General features: G+C 60.8%; 18 protein-coding genes. 11 read left to right on the top strand and 7 right to left on the bottom strand.

What is annotated here, in order from left to right; translation table 11 throughout:
* Together J5289_RS02565 and J5289_RS02560 are read left to right on the top strand one after the other, a co-directional pair.
* Positions 1-924: a nucleoside hydrolase gene (locus J5289_RS02565; protein ID WP_209182350.1), complete on the top strand. Its 924-nt coding sequence runs from the start codon at positions 1-3 to the stop codon at positions 922-924.
* Positions 921-2,699 (top strand): adenine deaminase, encoded by a 1,779-nt coding sequence (locus J5289_RS02560; RefSeq protein ID WP_209206853.1) that lies wholly within the window; start codon positions 921-923, stop codon positions 2,697-2,699. The genes J5289_RS02565 and J5289_RS02560 overlap by 4 nt, the downstream gene beginning before the upstream one ends.
* A 29-nt stretch (positions 2,700-2,728) precedes the next feature.
* Here J5289_RS02560 and J5289_RS02555 read toward each other — a convergent pair whose 3' ends face one another.
* From J5289_RS02555 to J5289_RS02545, 3 genes are all read right to left on the bottom strand, one after another.
* A complete protein-coding gene (locus J5289_RS02555; protein WP_209182346.1) occupies positions 2,729-3,784 on the bottom strand; it encodes an ABC transporter ATP-binding protein in 1,056 nt (351 codons plus the stop codon).
* Complete coding sequence (locus J5289_RS02550; RefSeq protein ID WP_209182339.1) at positions 3,781-5,379, bottom strand: iron ABC transporter permease; 1,599 nt, start codon at positions 5,377-5,379, stop codon at positions 3,781-3,783. Before J5289_RS02550 ends, J5289_RS02555 begins: the two co-directional genes overlap by 4 nt.
* A gap of 118 nt (positions 5,380-5,497) precedes the next feature.
* Entirely contained in the window at positions 5,498-6,517 is a 1,020-nt protein-coding gene (locus J5289_RS02545) for an iron ABC transporter substrate-binding protein (RefSeq protein WP_142830039.1), read from the bottom strand.
* 231 nt (positions 6,518-6,748) lie between these two features.
* Between J5289_RS02545 and J5289_RS02540 the strand changes: the two genes are divergently transcribed.
* Genes J5289_RS02540 through J5289_RS02525 form a run of 4 tightly spaced genes read left to right on the top strand, consistent with a single transcriptional unit; the run spans position 6,749 to position 10,341 of the window.
* A complete protein-coding gene (locus J5289_RS02540; RefSeq protein WP_202617167.1) occupies positions 6,749-7,204 on the top strand; it encodes a MarR family winged helix-turn-helix transcriptional regulator in 456 nt (151 codons plus the stop codon).
* Entirely contained in the window at positions 7,194-9,275 is a 2,082-nt protein-coding gene (locus J5289_RS02535) for an FUSC family protein (RefSeq protein WP_209206854.1), read from the top strand. The genes J5289_RS02540 and J5289_RS02535 overlap by 11 nt, the downstream gene beginning before the upstream one ends.
* Positions 9,272-9,481, top strand: a complete 210-nt coding sequence (locus J5289_RS02530) for a DUF1656 domain-containing protein (RefSeq protein ID WP_209182335.1) — start codon at positions 9,272-9,274, stop codon at positions 9,479-9,481. The genes J5289_RS02535 and J5289_RS02530 overlap by 4 nt, the downstream gene beginning before the upstream one ends.
* A complete protein-coding gene (locus J5289_RS02525) occupies positions 9,478-10,341 on the top strand; it encodes an HlyD family secretion protein (protein WP_209182333.1) in 864 nt (287 codons plus the stop codon). Before J5289_RS02530 ends, J5289_RS02525 begins: the two co-directional genes overlap by 4 nt.
* 67 nt (positions 10,342-10,408) lie before the next feature.
* On the opposite strand, the gene J5289_RS02520 is transcribed toward J5289_RS02525, so the two are convergent.
* Entirely contained in the window at positions 10,409-11,746 is a 1,338-nt protein-coding gene (locus tag J5289_RS02520; protein ID WP_142830030.1) for an MFS transporter, read from the bottom strand.
* Between the two features lie 428 nt (positions 11,747-12,174).
* On the opposite strand from J5289_RS02520, the gene cyoA reads away from it, so the two are divergent.
* The 5 genes from cyoA to J5289_RS02495 all read left to right on the top strand — a co-directional run bounded on the left by cyoA (position 12,175) and on the right by J5289_RS02495 (position 17,158).
* The gene (gene cyoA, locus J5289_RS02515; protein WP_209182447.1) at positions 12,175-13,203 is read left to right on the top strand and encodes a ubiquinol oxidase subunit II; all 1,029 of its coding nucleotides are present in this window, start codon (positions 12,175-12,177) and stop codon (positions 13,201-13,203) included.
* Positions 13,204-13,255: 52 nt separating this feature from the next.
* Positions 13,256-15,259 (top strand): cytochrome o ubiquinol oxidase subunit I, encoded by a 2,004-nt coding sequence (cyoB, locus tag J5289_RS02510; protein ID WP_142830027.1) that lies wholly within the window; start codon positions 13,256-13,258, stop codon positions 15,257-15,259.
* A gap of 4 nt (positions 15,260-15,263) precedes the next feature.
* Positions 15,264-15,893, top strand: a complete 630-nt coding sequence (cyoC, locus tag J5289_RS02505) for a cytochrome o ubiquinol oxidase subunit III (RefSeq protein WP_209182330.1) — start codon at positions 15,264-15,266, stop codon at positions 15,891-15,893.
* The gene (gene cyoD / locus J5289_RS02500; protein ID WP_142830023.1) at positions 15,890-16,315 is read left to right on the top strand and encodes a cytochrome o ubiquinol oxidase subunit IV; all 426 of its coding nucleotides are present in this window, start codon (positions 15,890-15,892) and stop codon (positions 16,313-16,315) included. The genes cyoC and cyoD overlap by 4 nt, the downstream gene beginning before the upstream one ends.
* An 87-nt stretch (positions 16,316-16,402) precedes the next feature.
* Positions 16,403-17,158 (top strand): SURF1 family protein, encoded by a 756-nt coding sequence (locus tag J5289_RS02495; RefSeq protein ID WP_209182328.1) that lies wholly within the window; start codon positions 16,403-16,405, stop codon positions 17,156-17,158.
* Between the two features lie 49 nt (positions 17,159-17,207).
* Here J5289_RS02495 and J5289_RS29815 read toward each other — a convergent pair whose 3' ends face one another.
* The 3 genes from J5289_RS29815 to J5289_RS02485 all read right to left on the bottom strand — a co-directional run bounded on the left by J5289_RS29815 (position 17,208) and on the right by J5289_RS02485 (position 19,006).
* The gene (locus J5289_RS29815) at positions 17,208-17,444 is read right to left on the bottom strand and encodes a GCG_CRPN prefix-to-repeats domain-containing protein (RefSeq protein WP_374108580.1); all 237 of its coding nucleotides are present in this window, start codon (positions 17,442-17,444) and stop codon (positions 17,208-17,210) included.
* 188 nt (positions 17,445-17,632) lie between these two features.
* Positions 17,633-17,857 carry a hypothetical protein gene (locus tag J5289_RS02490; protein ID WP_142830017.1) on the bottom strand — a complete coding sequence of 75 codons (225 nt, stop codon included), beginning with the start codon at positions 17,855-17,857 and terminating at the stop codon, positions 17,633-17,635.
* A gap of 294 nt (positions 17,858-18,151) precedes the next feature.
* Positions 18,152-19,006: an NlpC/P60 family protein gene (locus tag J5289_RS02485; protein ID WP_209182327.1), complete on the bottom strand. Its 855-nt coding sequence runs from the start codon at positions 19,004-19,006 to the stop codon at positions 18,152-18,154.
* Positions 19,007-19,008: the final 2 nt, after the last annotated feature.

The following is a 19,008-nucleotide window of genomic DNA, read 5'->3' as shown; positions in this document are numbered from 1 at the left end:
ATGGGGGTCTGGATCGATACCGACATGGGCTTCGACGACATCGCCGCCATTCTGGTGGTGGCGCATTCGGGGCTTGAGATCGACGGCGTCTCGCTGATCATGGGGAATACCCCGCTCGACCAGGTGAGAGCCAACGCAGCCAGTGCGGCGGCATTTTTCGGTTGGCGCTTTCAAATCCACAGCGGGCGGGCGATGCCGGTACTATGCCAGCTGGAAACAGCCGAGGCGATCCTTGGCTCAAGCGGAATTCCCACGCTGGGAAGGACGCTGCCGGCAGCAGAGCGGCTGCCTCCGGGCAATGCCTTTGCCGCGCTTTGCCAATGGCTTGAGACCAACCAGGGTCCCTGCCGGATCCTAGCGCTCGGGCCTCTCACCAATATCGCGGCGCTGGCGCTGGCGCGGCCCGATCTTGCAATCCGCGTGACGGAACTGGTCTGGATGGGCGGTGGCGTTACATCGGGCAATCATACGGCATCGGCCGAATTCAATGCCTTTGCCGATCCTGAGGCGCTCGCTATCGTCCTTGCCCACGGCCTGCCGCTGCGCATGGTCGATCTCGATATCTGTCGCAAGGTGATCGCAACCCCGGAGGACGTCGATGCTCTTCGTCTGGTAGCCAGCGAAAAAGCCACGTTGCTGGCCGATCTTCTTGGCGGCTACGTGACGATTGGAACCAGCCGCGGCCGTGCCGGCATGGCGCTCTACGATCCGACCGCTGCTGCCATCTTCGTTGCGCCAGATATCGCCGACTTTCGACCTGCCCGCATCGATGTGGAGTTGCAGGGATCCCACACGCGGGGACGGACGGTCGTGGAAACGCGCGCCTCGCGTGGCATTTTCAACGCACATTATGTGGCCGGGATCGATGCAGCCAGGGCTCGCGTCATCGTCATGCGTGCCCTTGCCGACGAGGCAAGCCGATGACCGAAACTCGCGCGCGCGATCCCGCAGACCTCAACCATCCGGCTCTCAGGGCCCGTGCCTCCTCCGCAGCGCGGGGCGATACATCGTTTGATGTGCTGATTACCGGCGGTCGACTCGTCAACATGGTCACAGGGCAAATCGACAACTGCGATATCGGACTGACGGGAGCCCTGATTGCCAGCGTGCATCCGGCTGGCAGCAGAACCGACGCGAGCGAAATCATCGATGCGGCCGGCGCATTCCTGTCGCCGGGGCTCATCGACACGCATATGCACATCGAAAGCTCGATGATCACGCCTGCGGCCTATGCGGAATGCGTCATGCCGCGCGGCGTTACGACAATTGTCTGGGATCCCCATGAATTCGGCAATGTCCACGGGCTGGCAGCCGTGCGCTGGGCTGTGGAGGCCACGCGGCCCCTGCCTTTGCGAGTGATCACCCTTGCGCCTTCCAGCGTTCCCTCGGCACCGGGACTGGAATGCGCCGGCGCGGACTTCGACGCGGCCGTGATTGCCGAGATCCTGTCCTGGCCTGAGATCGGTGGCGTCGCCGAGGTGATGAACATGCGCGGCGTCATCGACGGCGATCCGCGCATGACCGGCATCGTCAACGCCGGTCTCGCTTCAGGCAAGATCGTTGCAGGCCACGCGCGGGGGCTTGAGGGAGCCGATCTCAACGCCTTTATGGCAGCCGGCGTGACATCGGACCATGAGCTCACCTCCGGCGCCGACTTCCTAGCAAAACTCTCGGCCGGAATGACGATCGAACTGCGCGGTTCACATGATTACCTCCTGACGCAATTCGTGAACGAAATCAAAAATCTCGGCCATATGCCGCAGACCATCACGCTATGCACCGACGATGTTTTTCCCGACGAACTCCACCGGGATGGCGGTCTTGACGATTTCGTGCGGCGGCTGGTGCGCGATGGCCTACGTCCAGAGTGGGCTTTGCGCGCAGCAACCCTGAACGCCGCAATGCGCTTGAACCGGCCTGACCTAGGCCTGATTGCCGCCGGTCGTCGAGCCGACATCGTGCTATTCGACGATCTCGAGGATTTCCGGGCAAGGCTTGTCCTCGCCGATGGCAAGCCCGTTGCCCGTAACGGCAAAGCGCTGTTTACAGCGGCGAGGCTCGATCCGGAGCCATTGCGGCATTCCGTCAAGCTGGAACCGCTTTCCGAAGGCGATTTTCGCGTATTGGCGGACGGAGACAGGGTACGCATCGCCACCATAGACCAGCCACGATTTACGGCCTGGGGCGAGATGACTGCCGATGTTGCAGGTGGCTTCGTCGTTCCGCCGCCGGGGACGACCCTGCTCGCGATCGCGCACCGACATGGCCGCGTCGATGACCGGCCGCGAATCGGCTTTCTCACCGGTTGGGGTGAATGGCGAGGTGCTTTCTGTACGACTGTATCGCATGACAGCCACAACCTGACTGTGTTCGGTGGCAATGTGCGCGACATGACGCTGGCTGCAAATGCCGTGATCGCTGCGGGCGGCGGTATGGCGGTGGCCTCGAACGGCAGGCTCGATGCCATCTTGCCGCTACCGCTCTCCGGCCTTGTCAGCGAGGCTGGGCTGGAGGAAATCGCGGCGGGGTTTGGCGCCATACGCAAGGCCATGACGCGGGTTGTCGACTGGAAGCCGCCCTATCTGGTGTTCAAGGCGTGTTTCGGCGCGGCGCTCGCTTGCAACATCGGGCCGCACCAGACCGACCGTGGCATTGCCGACGTGACAACCGGCCAGCTGCTGGAAAGTCCGGTTCTCTGAGAGAGTTGTCGGCCTAACCTTTGCCATGCCTAAAGCGTGGCAAAGACATGGGCGCTACCGCGCACGGTCACCTCGACCGCGCTGCCAATGGCGGGAAGGCCTATCCCGGAGCATTTGACCATCAGTGTGGAGCCGCCGTTCTGTTCGGCGAGACGCAGGGTGACGGTGCAAAGCGCGCCGCCGAACTCGATGTCGTCCACGGTTCCCCGGCATCCCGTTCCGTCCGGCGCGCCTTCGGCAAGGGAGAGATGAAGCTGCTCGGGGCGCAACATGATTTCGGATCGGCCACTTTGCGCTGGCGCGTCCGTTACGATCCGGCCCAGCACGCAATCGGCAAAGCCCCCTTCGAGATCGGCAGGCAAAAGCAATGCATCTCCGAGAAACGTTGCCGTTTCACGATCGACAGGGCGGAGGTAAAGCGACTGGGGCGGGCCGGCCTGGACCAGTTGTCCACCGCGCAACACGGCAACCTGATCTGCGAAAGACAAGGCCTCGGCCTGATCGTGGGTAACGAGAATTGCGGTGATACCGGCCGTCTGTAAAACTCTCGCTACGGCCTTGCGCATGTTTTCGCGAAGCCCGGTGTCGAGTGCCGAAAAGGGCTCGTCGAGCAGCATCAGCTTCGGCTTGCGGGCAAGTGCGCGGGCCAGTGCGACACGCTGCTGTTGGCCGCCGGACAGCTGATGCGGGCGTCTGTCGAGCATAGCATGATCGAGCTCGACCATATCCACGAGGTCGCGAATGATCTTGCTGCGATCAGCGACGCTGCGCTCGATGCCGAAGCCGATGTTTTCGGCAACGCTCAGATGTGGAAATAGAGCGCCGTCCTGGGAGACTATGCCAATGCCACGACGATGCGCCGGCACGATGGAAGGTCCATCGGCCAGTGTCTCGCCCTGCAAGACGACGCGGCCATGATCCGGCTGTTCGAACCCCGCGATGATACGCAGCAGGGTTGTCTTGCCGGAGCCCGACGGGCCGACGATAGCGGTGCGGCTGCCAACTTCCACCTGCAGGTCGATGCTGTCGAGCGCCAGGACGGGGCCGTAGCGCTTGCTGATATCTTGGATCGTCAGGAAGGTCATTGCCCGGCCGTTCGCTTGGATTGCATGTGAAGAAGAAGGGTGAGCGGCAACGACAGGACGACCATCATCAGGGCATAAGGGGCAGCCGAGACATAGTCGATCTCGCTGGTCAGCGACCAGAATTTTGTCGCCAGCGTTACGGTGCCGTTTGGCGAGAGCATCAGCGTTGCAGTCAGCTCGTTGGTGATGCCGAGCGCGACAAGTGCAACGCTTGCCGCGGCGCCGGGGGCCGCAAGCCGCATGGTAATCTGGCGGACCGCCTGACCTGGCGTGCGGCCAAGGGCCATGGCTGCCCGCTCCAATTCGACCGGCGCCTGGGCGATGCTGGCCCTGAGGCCGACCATGGCACGCGGCAGAAACAGTAGCATGTAGGCAACCAGCAGCGTCGCAAATGTCTGATAGAGCGGCAGGATCATTCGCACGGTGATCGAGACGAGCGCCAGCGCCACGACAACGCCCGGCAGCGAGCCCACATAATAGTGGCAGGCTTCGAGCAGCCGTTGCAGCCTGCCCGGCGCACGCACGGAGAGCCAGGCCATCGGCGCTGCAGCGACCGTTGCCAGGATGCCGCCGGCGATTGCCAGCACCATTGTCTGCGCGAAAGCCGATCCGAGCATATCCATCCGCCAGATGTCAGCGCCGCCGATCACCAGCCAGCGCGCCAGCGTCACGAAGGGCACGCCCAGAGCCAGCGCTGCGGTGATGACCGGCAACAGGATGCAGGGGAGCGCGAGGCGGCCGAGACGGCGGCAATCTGCCGGACGGGCGGCACCGGAGCCGACACGGGCGTAGCGTTCATTGCCGCGGATCAGCGCATCGAGGCCAAGCATCAGCAGGCAGCACAGCACCAGCACGCCGCCGAGCATATTGGCGGCCGGGCTGTTGTAGGCAGACTGGAACTGGTCGACGATGGCGGTCGCGAACGTATCGAAGCGGATCATGATGAACAGGCCGTATTCGGCCAGGAGATGGAGGCCGATCAACAGAGAGCCGCCGCAAATCGCCAGTCGCAGCTGCGGCAGTACGGCGCGGAAAAAGACACGCCAGGGGCCCAGCCCGAGAGAGGCGGCCGCATCTTCGATGGCCGGATCGAGACGGCGCAAGGCGGCTGCGACCGGGAGGTAGAGAAATGGATAGTAGGCGAGAACCGAAACAAGCACGCCGCTCGACAGGCCACGCATACCGGGAACCAGGCTGACCCAGGCGTAGCTGTGTACGAAGGCAGGAACTGCGAGCGGTGCTGCCGAGAGCCACGACCATATCCGCGCGCCGAAAATGTCGGTGCGTTCGGTAAGCCAGGCGAGCGTGACCGCAAGGATGATGCAGAGCGGCAGCGTGCAGACTTCGAGCAGCACAGTGTTGATCAGCAGCTCGCCGACGCGATTTCGAAAGACCAGCGCGATCACCTGCTGCCAGCCGGTCTGGATAGTAATCCAGACTATGAAGCCTAGCGGCAGGAGGCTGAGCAACGACACGAGGGCAGCAACAACGAAAACCGGCACGTTCGGCACGCGGCCGCGAGATGCCGCCGGCCGTGTCAGGCGCAGGGCATCGGCCGGATAGCCGGGTGCGGCTTGGCTGTTCTTTTGCAGCATGACGGCTGCCCTCATTTCTGAATACAGCACGGCAACCGCCAGTGGGCGATTGCCGATGATAATGCGTGACGCTGTTGCCAAGGCCCTAGCAGGGCAGGCGAGCCTTGCGCAAGAGGTATCAGATGAGGCCGGCGGCCGTCATCAGATCGGTCACCTTCTTGCTGTTCAGCTTGGACGGCTCGATCTTGGGGGCCTGCAACTCGGCAAGCGGCACCAGCTTGGGATTGGACTGCGCACCGTTGCCAACCGCATACTCGAATGAATTGCCATCGCGCAGCACCGTCTGGCCACCCTTGCCGGTGATCCACTTGATGAAGGCCTGGGCTTCTTTCTGATGCTGGCTGGAGGCAAGCACAGCGCCGCCGGAAATGCTGACGAACGCGCCCGGATCCTGGTTCTTGAAGTAATGCAGGGCGACATTCTTGCTGTTTTCGCCGGTCTTCGCCTGATCGCCGAACCAGTAATAGTGATAGATCAGCGCGCCTTCGATCTCGCCGGCATTGACGGCTTTCATCGCAACGCTGTTACCCTTGTAGCTCGTTGCATTCTCTTTCAGCGCCTTCAGCCATTTGGCGGTCTCCGCCTCGCCCTTCAATTCCAGAAAGGCGCTGACGATTGCCTGGAAATCCGCGCCGCCCGGCGAGGCGCCCCAGCGTCCCTTCCACTTCGGATCGGCAAGATCCATCATGGATTTCGGCAGATCGGCTTCCTTCAGCTTCGTCTTGTCATAGGCAAAGACGGTGGTCCGGGCGGCAACGCCCGTCCATTTGCCGTCTGCCGCCTTGAAGGTCTCAGGAAGCTGGGCCAGCGTATCCGCGTCGATCGGGGCGAAAAGGCCGGCGGCATCGACCAGGACCATCGCCGGGGAATTTTCGGTCAGGAACACGTCGGCTGGCGATGCTGCGCCTTCCTCGATGATCTGATTGGCGAACTGCATGTCGCTGCCATTGCGAACCGTAACCTTGATGCCGGTGTCTTTGGTGAACCCTTCGGCCCATGCCTGGGTCAGTGTCTCATGCTGGGCATTGTAGACGACGATGCCATCATCCTGCGCGTGCGCCAGGGAAACAGCCAACGGGCCTGCTGCGGTAGCGCAGGCAAGTGTCAGGCCGGCAAAAAATGAGCGGGAAAACTTCATGGCATCCTCGATTGGGTGGGCGGACAGATTTCTCCCCCAGCCCTATATTTAACATGAGTAGCCATTTCAAGTTTAGACGATGCGGGCAGGGTCACAAAATATTGAAAATGGCATCCGAATGCTGCTTTGGGCCCCGATCTTGAGATCTTCCGGACTTGCAGCCTTCTTCCCTGCCTAAAATCCGATTGCACTCAAATCAGTTGAATGCTACCGATAAGCATGAAAACTAATTTGAAGAGTTTATGGGCCGAGTTCGCCCCGCTTCTGCTCGTCTCCGGGCGCGGCTGGCGGCGGGCTCTCAACATCATGCTGGTGGAACACAATCTGTCGGACGCGACTGCCGCACCGCTGATCACCCTTCTTCGGCTGGGCGACCGCATTCCTCAGGGCGTACTGGCCGACAGGGTTGGAATAGAAGGCCCGACGCTGGTGCGCGTGCTCGATGGACTGGAAAGCGACGGCCTGATCTGCCGCGTACCCGACGATACGGATCGTCGCATCAAGCTGGTGGAACTGACCCCAGCCGGAAAAATCGTCGCCGAACGCTGTGAGAAATGTGCCGCGAAGCTGCGTGAAACGATGCTCGGCGACATTCCACCAGAGCAGATGCTGGCGGCGCTCGACGTCCTCAGGATCATTTCCACAAAGGCTTCTTCCTTTACCGGGGCATCCGACGATGACCAGTAATGCAAGCCGTTTTCCGGAGCTGGGCGACGTCGTCTTTTCGCTGAAGACCTTTATCGCGGCGATGCTGGCGTTGGCGATTGCCCTCTGTTTCGACCTTCAGAATCCCTACTGGGCTGTGGGCACTGTCTATATCGTTTCGCATCCCCTGTCGGGTGCAAGCACGTCGAAGGCCGTCTATCGCCTGCTCGGGACGGCGATCGGCGGCACAATGACCGTCATCCTGCTTCCCAATCTGGTCAATTCACCCGAAGTCCTGACGCTCGCCATCTCCTTGTGGATGGGGCTCTGTCTCGCCTTAGCGCTGCTCGACCGGACACCGCGCAGCTATGTCTTCATGCTTGCCGGCTATACGACGGCGCTGACGGCATTTCCGATCGTTGCAACGCCGGAGATTGCCTTCACCTACGCGGCGGCCCGGGTCATCGAGATTGCAGTGGCTATCGTCTGCGCGGCGGTTGTCAGCCGCGTGCTTTTGCCCCGCCACGCCGGCCCTGTCCTTGCCACGCGCATCGATGCCTGGCTGAAGGACGGCGCGGCCCTTGCCCTCGGAACACTCCGTGGCCGCTACAGCGATCCCGCCAACACAGCGCTGGTCGGACGCCTTTCAGCCGATGCCGTCGATCTGCATGCGTTCACGACCCATGTTTCCTACGACACCTCCAGCCATCGAGACATGGTGGACTGCGCTCGCGCGCTGCAACGCCGCATGATCGTGCTGCTTCCCGTGACCTCCGGTCTTGCAGACGTGCTCGCTACCCTGTCGCGTGTGACCACATATACGCCGGCCATGATCCGGCTGATCGATGCTGTGTCCGACTGGCTCGAGAGCGGCCAGCCACTCTCGCCCGACCAGCGGCAGACTTTTCTGACGCTGATGGAGGAGGCGGAAAACGACACTGACGACCGGCCGCCCTGGGCCCAACTGCTGGTCCAGAATGTCGTCGCGCGCATGCGGGATCTCATCCAGATCTGGAGCGACTGCATCGACCTCAAGTCGGACATCGCCTCGGGATCGCGGCACGCCTTGAGATGGAACCGCTTCGGCCCGTCGCTCGATACACAGCCGATGCACAAGGACTACGGCATGGCGATCTATTCGGCACTCGTGGCGATGCTTTCGACCTGCATTGCGACCGCCGCCTGGATCCTCACAGGCTGGCCGCAGGGAAGTACGGCGGCGATGATGGCCGGCGTCATCTGCTGCTTGTTTGCCGCCATGGACGATCCGACACCGGCAATCCGGGGCTTCATCACGGCGAGCCTTGCCGCCGTCGTGGCAGCCTTCGTCCTCGAGTTCGGCGTATTCCCGATGGTCTACAGCTACTGGGCGCTCTCGGCCGCGCTCGGCCTCTTCCTCATTCCTGCCGGTGTCCTGATGGCGCAGCCGAAGACGATGCTTCTCGGCCTCGGCTTCGGCGTCAACCTGCCGAACATGCTGTCGCTACAGGGACGACTGAGCCTCGACCTGCAGACATTTCTCAACTCGAATACGGCTTTGATTATCGGGCTCGTCATTGCCTGCTGCACGACAGCACTGGTGCGCAGCGTTGGAGCGGAGTGGAGCGCCCGCCGCCTTCTCCAAGCCGGCTGGGCGGACATAGCCGCTGCGACACGGCGGCAAAAGGACGGTGATGTTACCGGGCTCCTGCATCGCATGGTCGATCGCCTCGGCCTTGCAGCGCCACGTCTTGCCTCATTGCCGGCAAGCGCCGCATTGACGCCGAACGATGTCCTGAAGGATCTGCGCAACGGCCTTAATACGGTCGACCTGCAGCGGCTCAGGCCGTCGCTGTCGGCAACCGACAGCGCGGCCGTGGATGCTGTCCTCGTCTCGGTGGCGGACCACTACCGGGCGAAGCGAGATGCAGCAGACGATCCATCCGGCAACCTTCTGGCAACGCTCGATCGCTCGCTCGCCATCCTCGGCGCAGACGCGATATCGACGGAAGCCGCCGGCGCCCGGCGTGCGATGACCGGGCTGCGATACAACCTCTTTCCCGACGCACCGATCTTTGCGGCCAACGAAAACCGGGCCGCCCCGGATGTGACCACAGCGGAGAAAGCGGCATGAGACCGGAGGTCGACATTTACGGGGTCTATATCCCGACACTGGGCGCGATGGCCGTCATCGCCTTCTTTATTAACGCAATCCTCAGGCGGGCGCTGGCAACAACCGGCTTCTATCGCCTCGTCTGGCATCGGCCGTTGTTCGATACCGCCCTCTATTTCTGCCTGCTCGGCGCCCTCGTGCTGACAATCAATCGGATACCCCTATGAAGTTCCTGGCATTTTCAGGTCGTTTCCTGCTCACCGCCGTTGTCGTCGTTCTGGCTGGCGTCCTTGGGTGGCACCTCTGGGATTATTATATGAACGCGCCCTGGACGCGGGATGGCAAGGTACGCGCCGACGTCGTGCGGGTGGCTGCCGATGTCTCGGGCTTCGTGACCGAGGTCGACGTCAAGGACAACCAGAGCATCAAGAAGGGCGATGTTATCTTCCGCATCGACCAGGCGCGCTTCTCGCTTGCCCTGCGGCAGGCCGAAGCGCAAATCACCAGTGCTCAGGCGGCGCTCGGCATGGCCAAGAGCGACCTCGAACTCTACCAGCGCCTTGGCGACGGGTCGGTAACGCGCCAGAAGATCCAACAGACGCAGGCCACCGTCGCACAGGATCAGGCCGCGCTGGAGGAAGCGGTGGTCAGCCGCGACACCGCACAGCTGAATATCGACCGCTCGACCGTGCGGGCACCCGTCAACGGGATTCTCAGCAACTTCTCGCTCCAGCCTGGCAACTATGTGACCGCCGGGAGTGCCGTCACCGCGCTGATCGACGCAGATTCCTATTACATCGATGGCTATTTCGAGGAAAACAAGCTGGATCGGATCAAGGTCGGCGATGGCGCCGTCGTGCATCTGATGGGAACGAAGGACGCCCTGAAGGGCCGCGTTGTCGGCATCGCGGGAGGCATCGAGGACCGGGAGCGCACGGAAACGAGCAGCCTGCTGGCCAACGTCACGCCGACCTTCACCTGGGTTCGCCTCGCCCAGCGCGTGCCGGTGCGCGTCGCCCTCTCGGACGTGCCTGCAGGCACTGCGCTGGTGGCGGGACGAACTGCTAGCGTGACGATCACACCCTAAGCTGCGACCAGCAGAGAAATACCGCGGCATCTCTGACGCCGCGGCCTTTGCAATTAGCCAGTACCTATCAGGTATCCAGCGTTTCCAGGCGGCGGCTGAACGCCAGGGCAGCGAGCGTGCAGAGCGCGCCGGACAGCAGGTAGTAGCCGGCAAATGCAATGCCGAACTGGCTGGACAGGCTGAGCGCCACGAAGGGCGCAAAGCCGGCGCCGATCAGCCAGGAGAGGTCCGAGGTGATTGCAGCGCCCGTGTAGCGGTAGGTTTGGCGGAAGCGCGAGGCGAGAGCACCGGCCGCCTGGCCGAAGGACAAGCCGAGCAATGAGTAGCCGATGATGACGAAGGTGTAGCGGCCGGTCTGGCCACCATCGAGCAGGTGCGGGGCGATAAAGCTGAAGATCGCGATCAGCACTGCGCAGACGGCCAGTTGTCCGCGACGACCGATGCGATCGGCAATCAGCCCGGAACAGACGATGCCGACAATGGCAAAGATCGCTCCGACGAACTCGACCATCAGGAAGGAGGCCGGCGCCTGCTCGCTGTAAAGCGTCACCCAGCCGAGCGGGAAGACCGTCATCAGGTGAAACAGCGCGAAACTTGCGAGCGGTGCAAAGGCACCGATGACGACATCGCGTCCATGAGCACTCAGCATGTCGACGACCTTGGTTGCTTCAAGCTCGTGCCGCTCCAGCAGCGAGCCGAACTCCGGCGTCGCCACCAGCCGCAACCGGGCAAACAACGCAACGACATTGACGGCGAAAGCGCAGAAGAACGGATAGCGCCAGCCCCAGGAAAGGAAATCCTCGGTCGACAGGCTGAAGACGAAATAGGCAAACAGCGCGCTGGCAATCATGAAGCCGATGGGGGCTCCAAGCTGGGGGATCATCGCATACCAGCCACGGCGATTGGCTGGCGCATTCAGCGCAAGCAGCGATGCCAAGCCATCCCAGGCTCCCCCCAACGCAAGACCTTGGCCGATGCGAAATGCGGCCAGCAGCCAGATGGCCGCGACGCCGATCTCATCATAGCCGGACAGGAAGCTGATGGAGACAGTCGATCCTCCGAGCAGGAAAAGCGCGATCGTCAGCTTCACGCCGCGCCCGTAGGTCCGATCGACCGCCATGAAGATGACCGAGCCGATTGGTCGGGCAATGAAGGCCAGCGAGAAAATGAGGAACGAATAAAGCGTGCCTTGCAGGGCATCGGCGAACGGAAAGAACAGCTTCGGAAAGACCAGCACCGAGGCGATGCCGTAGATGAAGAAATCGAAGAATTCAGACGTGCGACCAATGATCACTCCGATGGCGATATTGCCGGCCGCGACTGGTCTGTCCGAGTGTATCTTGCGGGCATCCCGCTCCAGTCCGGATGATGTCGGTTCTGCGCTCACATGCGTAAAATTAGCCATAGTGAAACCTCCCTGCCCCTGGGCTCGCTCCTCCACGAACTCGCCCCGAAAGCGATGTTCGGCCTAACTCTGCCCGTTATCAAGTCAGAAACTGCTAATCTGATCATCGAGACGTTAAAATCGCACGATTTACGCCATTTCGAAGATCCAGAGGCTTTGTTTCGACCAACCGATGGAGATTTGTCACGGGTGGGATATATTCACTTCCGAGAAACGCTTTCGGCATGTAAATCTGTCTGGATTTCTCGACCTTTTGCCGGTAGGTGCAATACCGACGTTGCCGCGACGCAGTAAGCTTGCTGCGCTGCGACGAAACACCTCATATCGTTCATGACCTCCGTCAATTAAGTCACGGCAGTGTCGAAACAAAAAGAGCTTGCGACGTGCACAGAGCATCGAAAATCTTCAGCCGTTTATCCGCCCTTTCCATGCTGGTCCTGCTAGCGGGCTGTAACATGGTGGTCATGGCGCCATCCGGCGACATCGCCGTTCAGCAGCGCGACCTCATCGTGATTTCCACGGTGCTGATGCTCCTCATCATCATTCCGGTGATCTTCCTGATCTTCTTTTTCGGCTGGAAATACCGTCAGTCGAACACGGATGCCAAGTATGATCCCGATTGGCATCATTCGACGCGTCTCGAGGTCATGATCTGGTCGGCTCCGCTGGTGATCATCATCGCTCTTGGCGCCGTCACGTGGATCAGCACCCATAAGCTCGACCCTTACCGGCCGCTAGACCGCATTGACAGCGCAACGCCGCTTGCCAAGGACGTGAAGCCGATGACCGTCGAGGTCGTGGCGCTCGACTGGAAATGGCTGTTCTTCTACCCTGACCTCGGAATTGCGACAGTCAACGAGCTGGCAGCACCGGTCAATACGCCAATCAACTTCAAGATCACGTCCGGCACGGTCATGAACTCGTTTTACATCCCGGCGCTGGCTGGCCAGATCTACGCCATGGCGGGAATGGAAACGAAACTGCACGCCGTGATCAACAAGCCGGGCGAATTCGAGGGCATCTCCGCCAACTACAGCGGCGCTGGCTTCTCGAACATGCGCTTCAAATTCCATGGCCTCGACCAGGCGGCTTTCGACCAATGGGTCCAGAAGGCCAAGAGCGAAGGCAAGGCGCTGGATACGACCAGCTACGCCGAGCTCGCCAAGCCGAGCATCAAGGACCCGGTTCAGTACTTTTCCTCTGTTGGCGACGGTCTCTACAATTCCATCCTCAACATGTGCGCTACTCCCGGCAAAATGTGCATGAACGAGATGATGCATATCGATGCCAGCGGTGGTGCGGGTAAGGAAAGCCATGAAAACCGCGAAAAACTGATTCACGACAATCGCGATGCCGCCAATGACGTCGCGCCGGCCACTATGGACCACGGCGACACATCGATGCCGGGCATGGACATGGGCAACAGTTCCGCCGCCCCTGCCACGCCGAGCAAATGATCTCCGTGACTGCGTATTCAGAACAAGACATTCATAAGGACAGAGGCAATCCATGTTCTCAAACCCGGACCTCTTGAAGTTCATCTTCGGTCGACTGACCCTCGACTCGATCCCCTATCACGAACCGATCCTGATCGTGACGTTCATCGTCGTGGCAATCGGCGGCGCCACCGTTCTAGGCTTGCTGACCTACTTCAAGCTGTGGGGCTATCTGTGGAACGAATGGTTCACCAGCATCGACCACAAGAAGATCGGCATCATGTACATGGTGCTCGCGATCATCATGCTGTTGCGTGGCTTCTCAGATGCCCTCCTGATGCGCACGCAGCAGGCAATGGCATTCAACGGATCCGAAGGCTATCTGCCGCCGCATCACTACGACCAGATCTTTACCGCGCACGGCGTGATCATGATCTTTTTCGTGGCAATGCCGCTGGTAACCGGCCTGATGAACTTTGCGGTTCCGCTCCAGATCGGCGCGCGCGACGTGTCGTTCCCGTTCCTGAACAACTTCAGCTTCTGGATGACCACGGCCGGCTCAATGCTGATCATGATCTCGTTGTTCATCGGCGAGTTCGCACGTACTGGCTGGCTGGCCTACCCGCCGCTGTCGGAAAGCGCCTATAGTCCCGATGTCGGTGTCGATTACTATATCTGGGGTCTGCAAATCGCGGGTATTGGTACCCTTTTGTCGGGCGTCAACCTGATTGCCACCATCGTCAAGATGCGTGCGCCGGGCATGACCATGATGAAGATGCCAATCTTCACCTGGACGGCTCTCTGCACCAACGTCCTGATCGTCGCCGCCTTCCCGGTACTGACCGCCGTTCTCGCCCTGCTGTCGCTCGACCGCTACGCCGGAACAAACTTCTTTACCAATGACCTCGGCGGCAACCCGATGATGTATGTCAACCTCATCTGGATCTGGGGTCACCCGGAAGTTTACATCCTCATCCTGCCGGCATTCGGCGTGTTTTCGGAAGTCGTTGCGACATTCTGCAGCAAGCGCCTGTTTGGTTACGCGTCGATGGTCTACGCCACCGTCGTCATCACCATCCTTTCCTACCTCGTCTGGCTGCACCACTTCTTCACGATGGGCTCGGGCGCCAGCGTAAACTCGTTCTTCGGCATCACCACGATGATCATCTCGATCCCGACAGGGGCGAAGATCTTCAACTGGCTCTTCACCATGTATCGTGGTCGCATTCGCTTCGAGGTTCCGATGCTGTGGGCCATGGGCTTCATGGTGACCTTCGTCATCGGTGGCATGACGGGCGTCATGCTCGCAGTTCCGCCGGCCGACTTCGTGCTGCACAACTCGCTGTTCCTCATCGCCCACTTCCATAATGTCATCATTGGCGGCGTGGTGTTCGGCGCGTTCGCAGGCATTAACTACTGGTTCCCGAAGGCATTCGGCTTCAAGCTCGATCCGTTCTGGGGCAAGATGTCCTTCTGGTTCTGGCTGGTCGGCTTCTACTTCGCCTTCATGCCGCTCTACATCCTTGGCCTGATGGGCGTCACCCGCCGCCTCAGCCAGTTCGAGGATCCGTCGCTGCAGATCTACTTCGTTATTGCAGCCTTCGGTGCCGGCCTGATTGCCATCGGTATTGCTTCGTTCCTGATCCAGATCTTCGTCAGCATCAAGAACCGCGAAGCTCTTGCCGACTTCACAGGCGACCCCTGGGGCGGTCGTACCCTGGAATGGTCGACTTCGTCGCCACCCCCGAGCTACAACTTCGCCCTCACCCCGATCGTTTACGATCACGACTCGTGGTGGGACATGAAGGCTCGCGGTCATGTTCGTCCGACGGAAGGCTTCCTGCCGATCCACATGCCGAAAAGCACGAGCGCCGGCATTATCCTCGGTATCCTCAGCATCGTCTTCGGTTTCGGCATGGTGTGGCATATCTGGTGGATGGCAGCACTTGGCTTCGTCGCCATGGTGGTCGTTACTATCGCCCATACCTTCAACTACAAGCGTGACTTCTACATTCCGGTCGAAGAAGTGATCAGAACCGAAAACGCGCGGACCAAGCTGCTTGCAGAACGGGTATAAGACAATGACAGCAATGCATGCAGACGCTGCCGCAAATGGCAAAACGCCTGCCTTCTACCTGAAGGAAGAGCACCACCCGGAAGAGAGCACGATGCTCGGCTTCTGGATCTACATCATGAGCGACTGCCTGATCTTCGCAGTGCTCTTCGCAACCTACGCCGTGCTCGGCCGCTCCTATGCGGCCGGCCCTTCGCCAGCCGACCTGTTCGAGCTGTCGACCGTGGCGATCAATACCACGATGCTGCTGCTCTCCTCGATCACGTATGGCTTTGCCATGCTGAGCATGGAGAAGAACAACACCCGGTCGACCCTGCTGTGGCTGGGGATCACCGGCCTCTTCGGGATCGCCTTCGTTGCGCTCGAGCTCAACGAATTCTACCACCTGATCCTCGAGGGTGCCGGCCCGCAGCGCAGTGCATTCCTGTCGGCATTCTTCACGCTTGTCGGCACCCACGGACTGCACGTCACCTGCGGTATCGTCTGGCTCGTCACCCTCATGGTTCAGGTCGCCAAACATGGCCTTATCCACGAGAACAAGCGCCGCCTGATGTGCCTCAGCATGTTCTGGCACTTCCTCGACGTCGTCTGGATCGGCGTTTTCTCCTTCGTCTATCTCATGGGGGTTCTCGGATGAGCTCGAACACGCACACTCCACACACTGCAGGCAGCGATCACGGACACGCGACACACGGGCACGATGGCCATGGCCATGGCGGGCACGAAGCGGCTCACGGTACGTTCAAGAGCTACATGACCGGGTTTGTCCTCTCGGTAATCCTGACCGTCATCCCGTTCTGGCTGGTGATGGCAAAGGTCATCGAAAGCCCGGTAACGACCGCCGGCATCGTCATGGCACTCGGCGCCGTACAGATCGTCGTCCACATGGTCTATTTCCTGCACATGAACACCAAGTCTGAAGGCGGCTGGAACGCACTGGCGCTGACTTTCACCGTGGTGATCGTCGTGATTGCGCTCAGCGGTTCGCTCTGGGTCATGCACAACCTAAACGTCAACATGATGCCGATGTCCCCGGACATGATGCGCAACATGCCGTAAAGCACTGCCGGGCGGTCCAGGATCGCCCGGCCTCTCCGGCTTGAGCACCTGCTCGCCGGTTACGCGCCTCCGATGGAGCCTCGCGCCATGACACCTGTTTCCGCGCCCCCTTCGACGTCCCACCGGTCAAGATTTGCCTTGGTAATGTGGGTTATCTGCCTGCTGCTGTTGACTGCTGTCTTCATCGGGCTTGGAACCTGGCAGGTTAAACGGCTGCACTGGAAGCTGGACCTGATTGCCCGCGTCGATGCTCGGGTGCACGCTCCGCCGCAGCCCGCACCCGGCCCTTCGACATGGTCTTCGATAAACGCCAATGACGACGAATATCGCCATGTACGCATTGCCGGAACCTTGATGAACGACAAGGAGACCCAGGTCTACGCGGTGACGAACCTCGGTCCCGGTTTCTGGGTGCTGGCCCCGATGAAATCCGCGGACGGAACGATAACTTGGATCAATCGTGGCTTCGTTCCGACGGACAAGCGCAATCCGAAAACGAGGCCGGAAGGAGAAATCTCGACACCCACCACCATCACCGGCCTTCTGCGCATCAACGAACCGAAGGGCACTTTGCTGCGGTCGAACGTGCCGCAAGACGAGCGCTGGTATTCCCGCGACGTGGCGGCGATGGCCGCTGCCCGGGGCCTGACGGACGTTGCGCCCTATTTCATCGATGCGGATTCCGAGCCCAATCCAGGCGGATTACCCGTCGGCGGGCTGACACAGATCGTTTTCCCGAACAGCCATCTGGTCTATGCCTTCACGTGGTTCGGGATGGCGATCATGTCGTTCGGCATGACCGGCTATCTTGTTTTCCTCGAACGCAAACGGAAGATATCGTGAAAAAAGGTACTGCCATCTCGCAACGGCAATCCCTTTTTAACGGTGGACTTTACCAGCGGGGCGGTGGAGGACGGCCCCAGTCTCCATCGCCTCCGCCATACTCGTCCCAATGATGGTGATGATGCGGGGCCCAGCGGTCGCGGTCCCAGAAAGGCGGCGGACCGCGACGCCATTCATTCGGCCGGCATTCGCCATTCCACGATTCGTGCCATCCCCGACCGCAGGCGTAATCGACTTGAACGATCGGCGCGTTATCCGTGTTGAACGTAGACGGGCCAACGGGCATTGCCTGGGCTGCGGAGACGGCGAGACCCGTCCAAACTACGGCGGAAGCTATCAAAGAGTATCGCATATCTGATGACCTTTCGTTCGAACCATCCCCGGTAAATTACGCTTCCGCGCCTTAACCGGGACTGAATTGAACGAGAGCTTTCCGTTCATCGAACACGACCTATCGATAGGTCGCCTGTTCGATCAGACGCTCTTCGGAGCTGCCTTCTTCACCTTTTCGACAGGCTCCAGCTTGGCGTCTTCGGCTTCCTTCAACAGGCGCTGCTCCTTGAGGCGCGCGGTTTTGCGCAAACGCGCGGCGGACTCCTCGTGGGCGATGGTGCGAAAGGGAGGCGCATCGGCGGCGTTCTTATCGCGCTTGCCGGTCTTGTCCGTCTTGAAAAATGAGTCTTTTGCAGTTTTCGGCATGCCGCGTGTCCTTCGTTGATGTGAGTTGGAGCGGCGGGCGAATACGCGTCGTCATCACCTGATGGAACAATGACGCCGCATTCGTCTGTCATAGAAAGAAGGCTAACCGATCGAGGCAAGCCGGAGATGGTCGGGACGAAGGCTCCGCTCGGAAGCCATTATTGAAACGTTGAAAACAATGACGGCAGTTCGCTGAACCAATGTCTTCGAACCATCTCTATAACATTATAGATAGGCCATTGGCCCCGCCGTGGCAAGGCAGGGCGCGGTGCGCAAACCTGCCTGATACTACCTTCAGGCAGTGGGACGACGGTATCCCGTCGGCTGCTCGTAGAGCCAGCCGATCCGCTCCACGGCGTCGGCGAAGTTCTCGCGGGCAACCGTCATCGTAAGGCCGTTGGCATGGATGATCGTCTCGGCATCCTCCATGATTGCGACGTGCCCTTTCCAGAACACGAGGTCGCCGCGGCGAAGGTCGCCCCGCTCGATCGGTTCGCCGAGGCCAGCCGCCTGCATGTCGGCATCGCGGGGCGCAGCTTTACCCACCATGGCCATCGCCAACTGGACCAGCCCGGAGCAATCGATGCCCAGCCCGGAGCGGCCGCCCCAGAGATAGGGCGTCTCGATAAAGCGGCCAGCGACGGTGACGTAGTCACTTTCTACCGCGTCGCCGATCGGTCGTACATGCTTGGCATAGAGCGCAGTACCATCGTCCAGAACGACGTATCGATTTCCCCGAACTTCCGCCTCCTCCGTCACGCAGACCCGGCTTCCCATGGACAACACGGCGACGTGCGGCTTGCGAAGCTCCGGCTTCGGATAAAGCGGGCTGCGTTGGGGCCAGACGACATGCGTCGGATTGGCTCCGGCGACCGACAGGGCATCCTCCGGCAGATAGCCGACATACCCGTCAGACGCTGCCTTTACCCAGCACCACCCGTCCTTGCGCTCGAACACAGTCACCGCCTCGCCGCGTAGAAATTCAGTGTCGATGCCCGCCGCCATGTCCGCCCTGGGACGCAGGCCGATGACCGGTACGCTGATCAGCGCCGGGTTTCCGGTGACAAAGCGCTCGGCATTCACCATCCCCTCGAGCGCAATGTCGGCGAGATCCGGACGATAGGCATTGAGGCGGCGGTCAAGTTTCATCT

The sequence above is a fragment of the Rhizobium sp. B230/85 genome (assembly GCF_019355735.1).
GTDB lineage: Bacteria > Pseudomonadota > Alphaproteobacteria > Rhizobiales > Rhizobiaceae > Rhizobium > Rhizobium rhododendri.
This window is presented reverse-complemented; position numbering and strand designations above follow the sequence as displayed.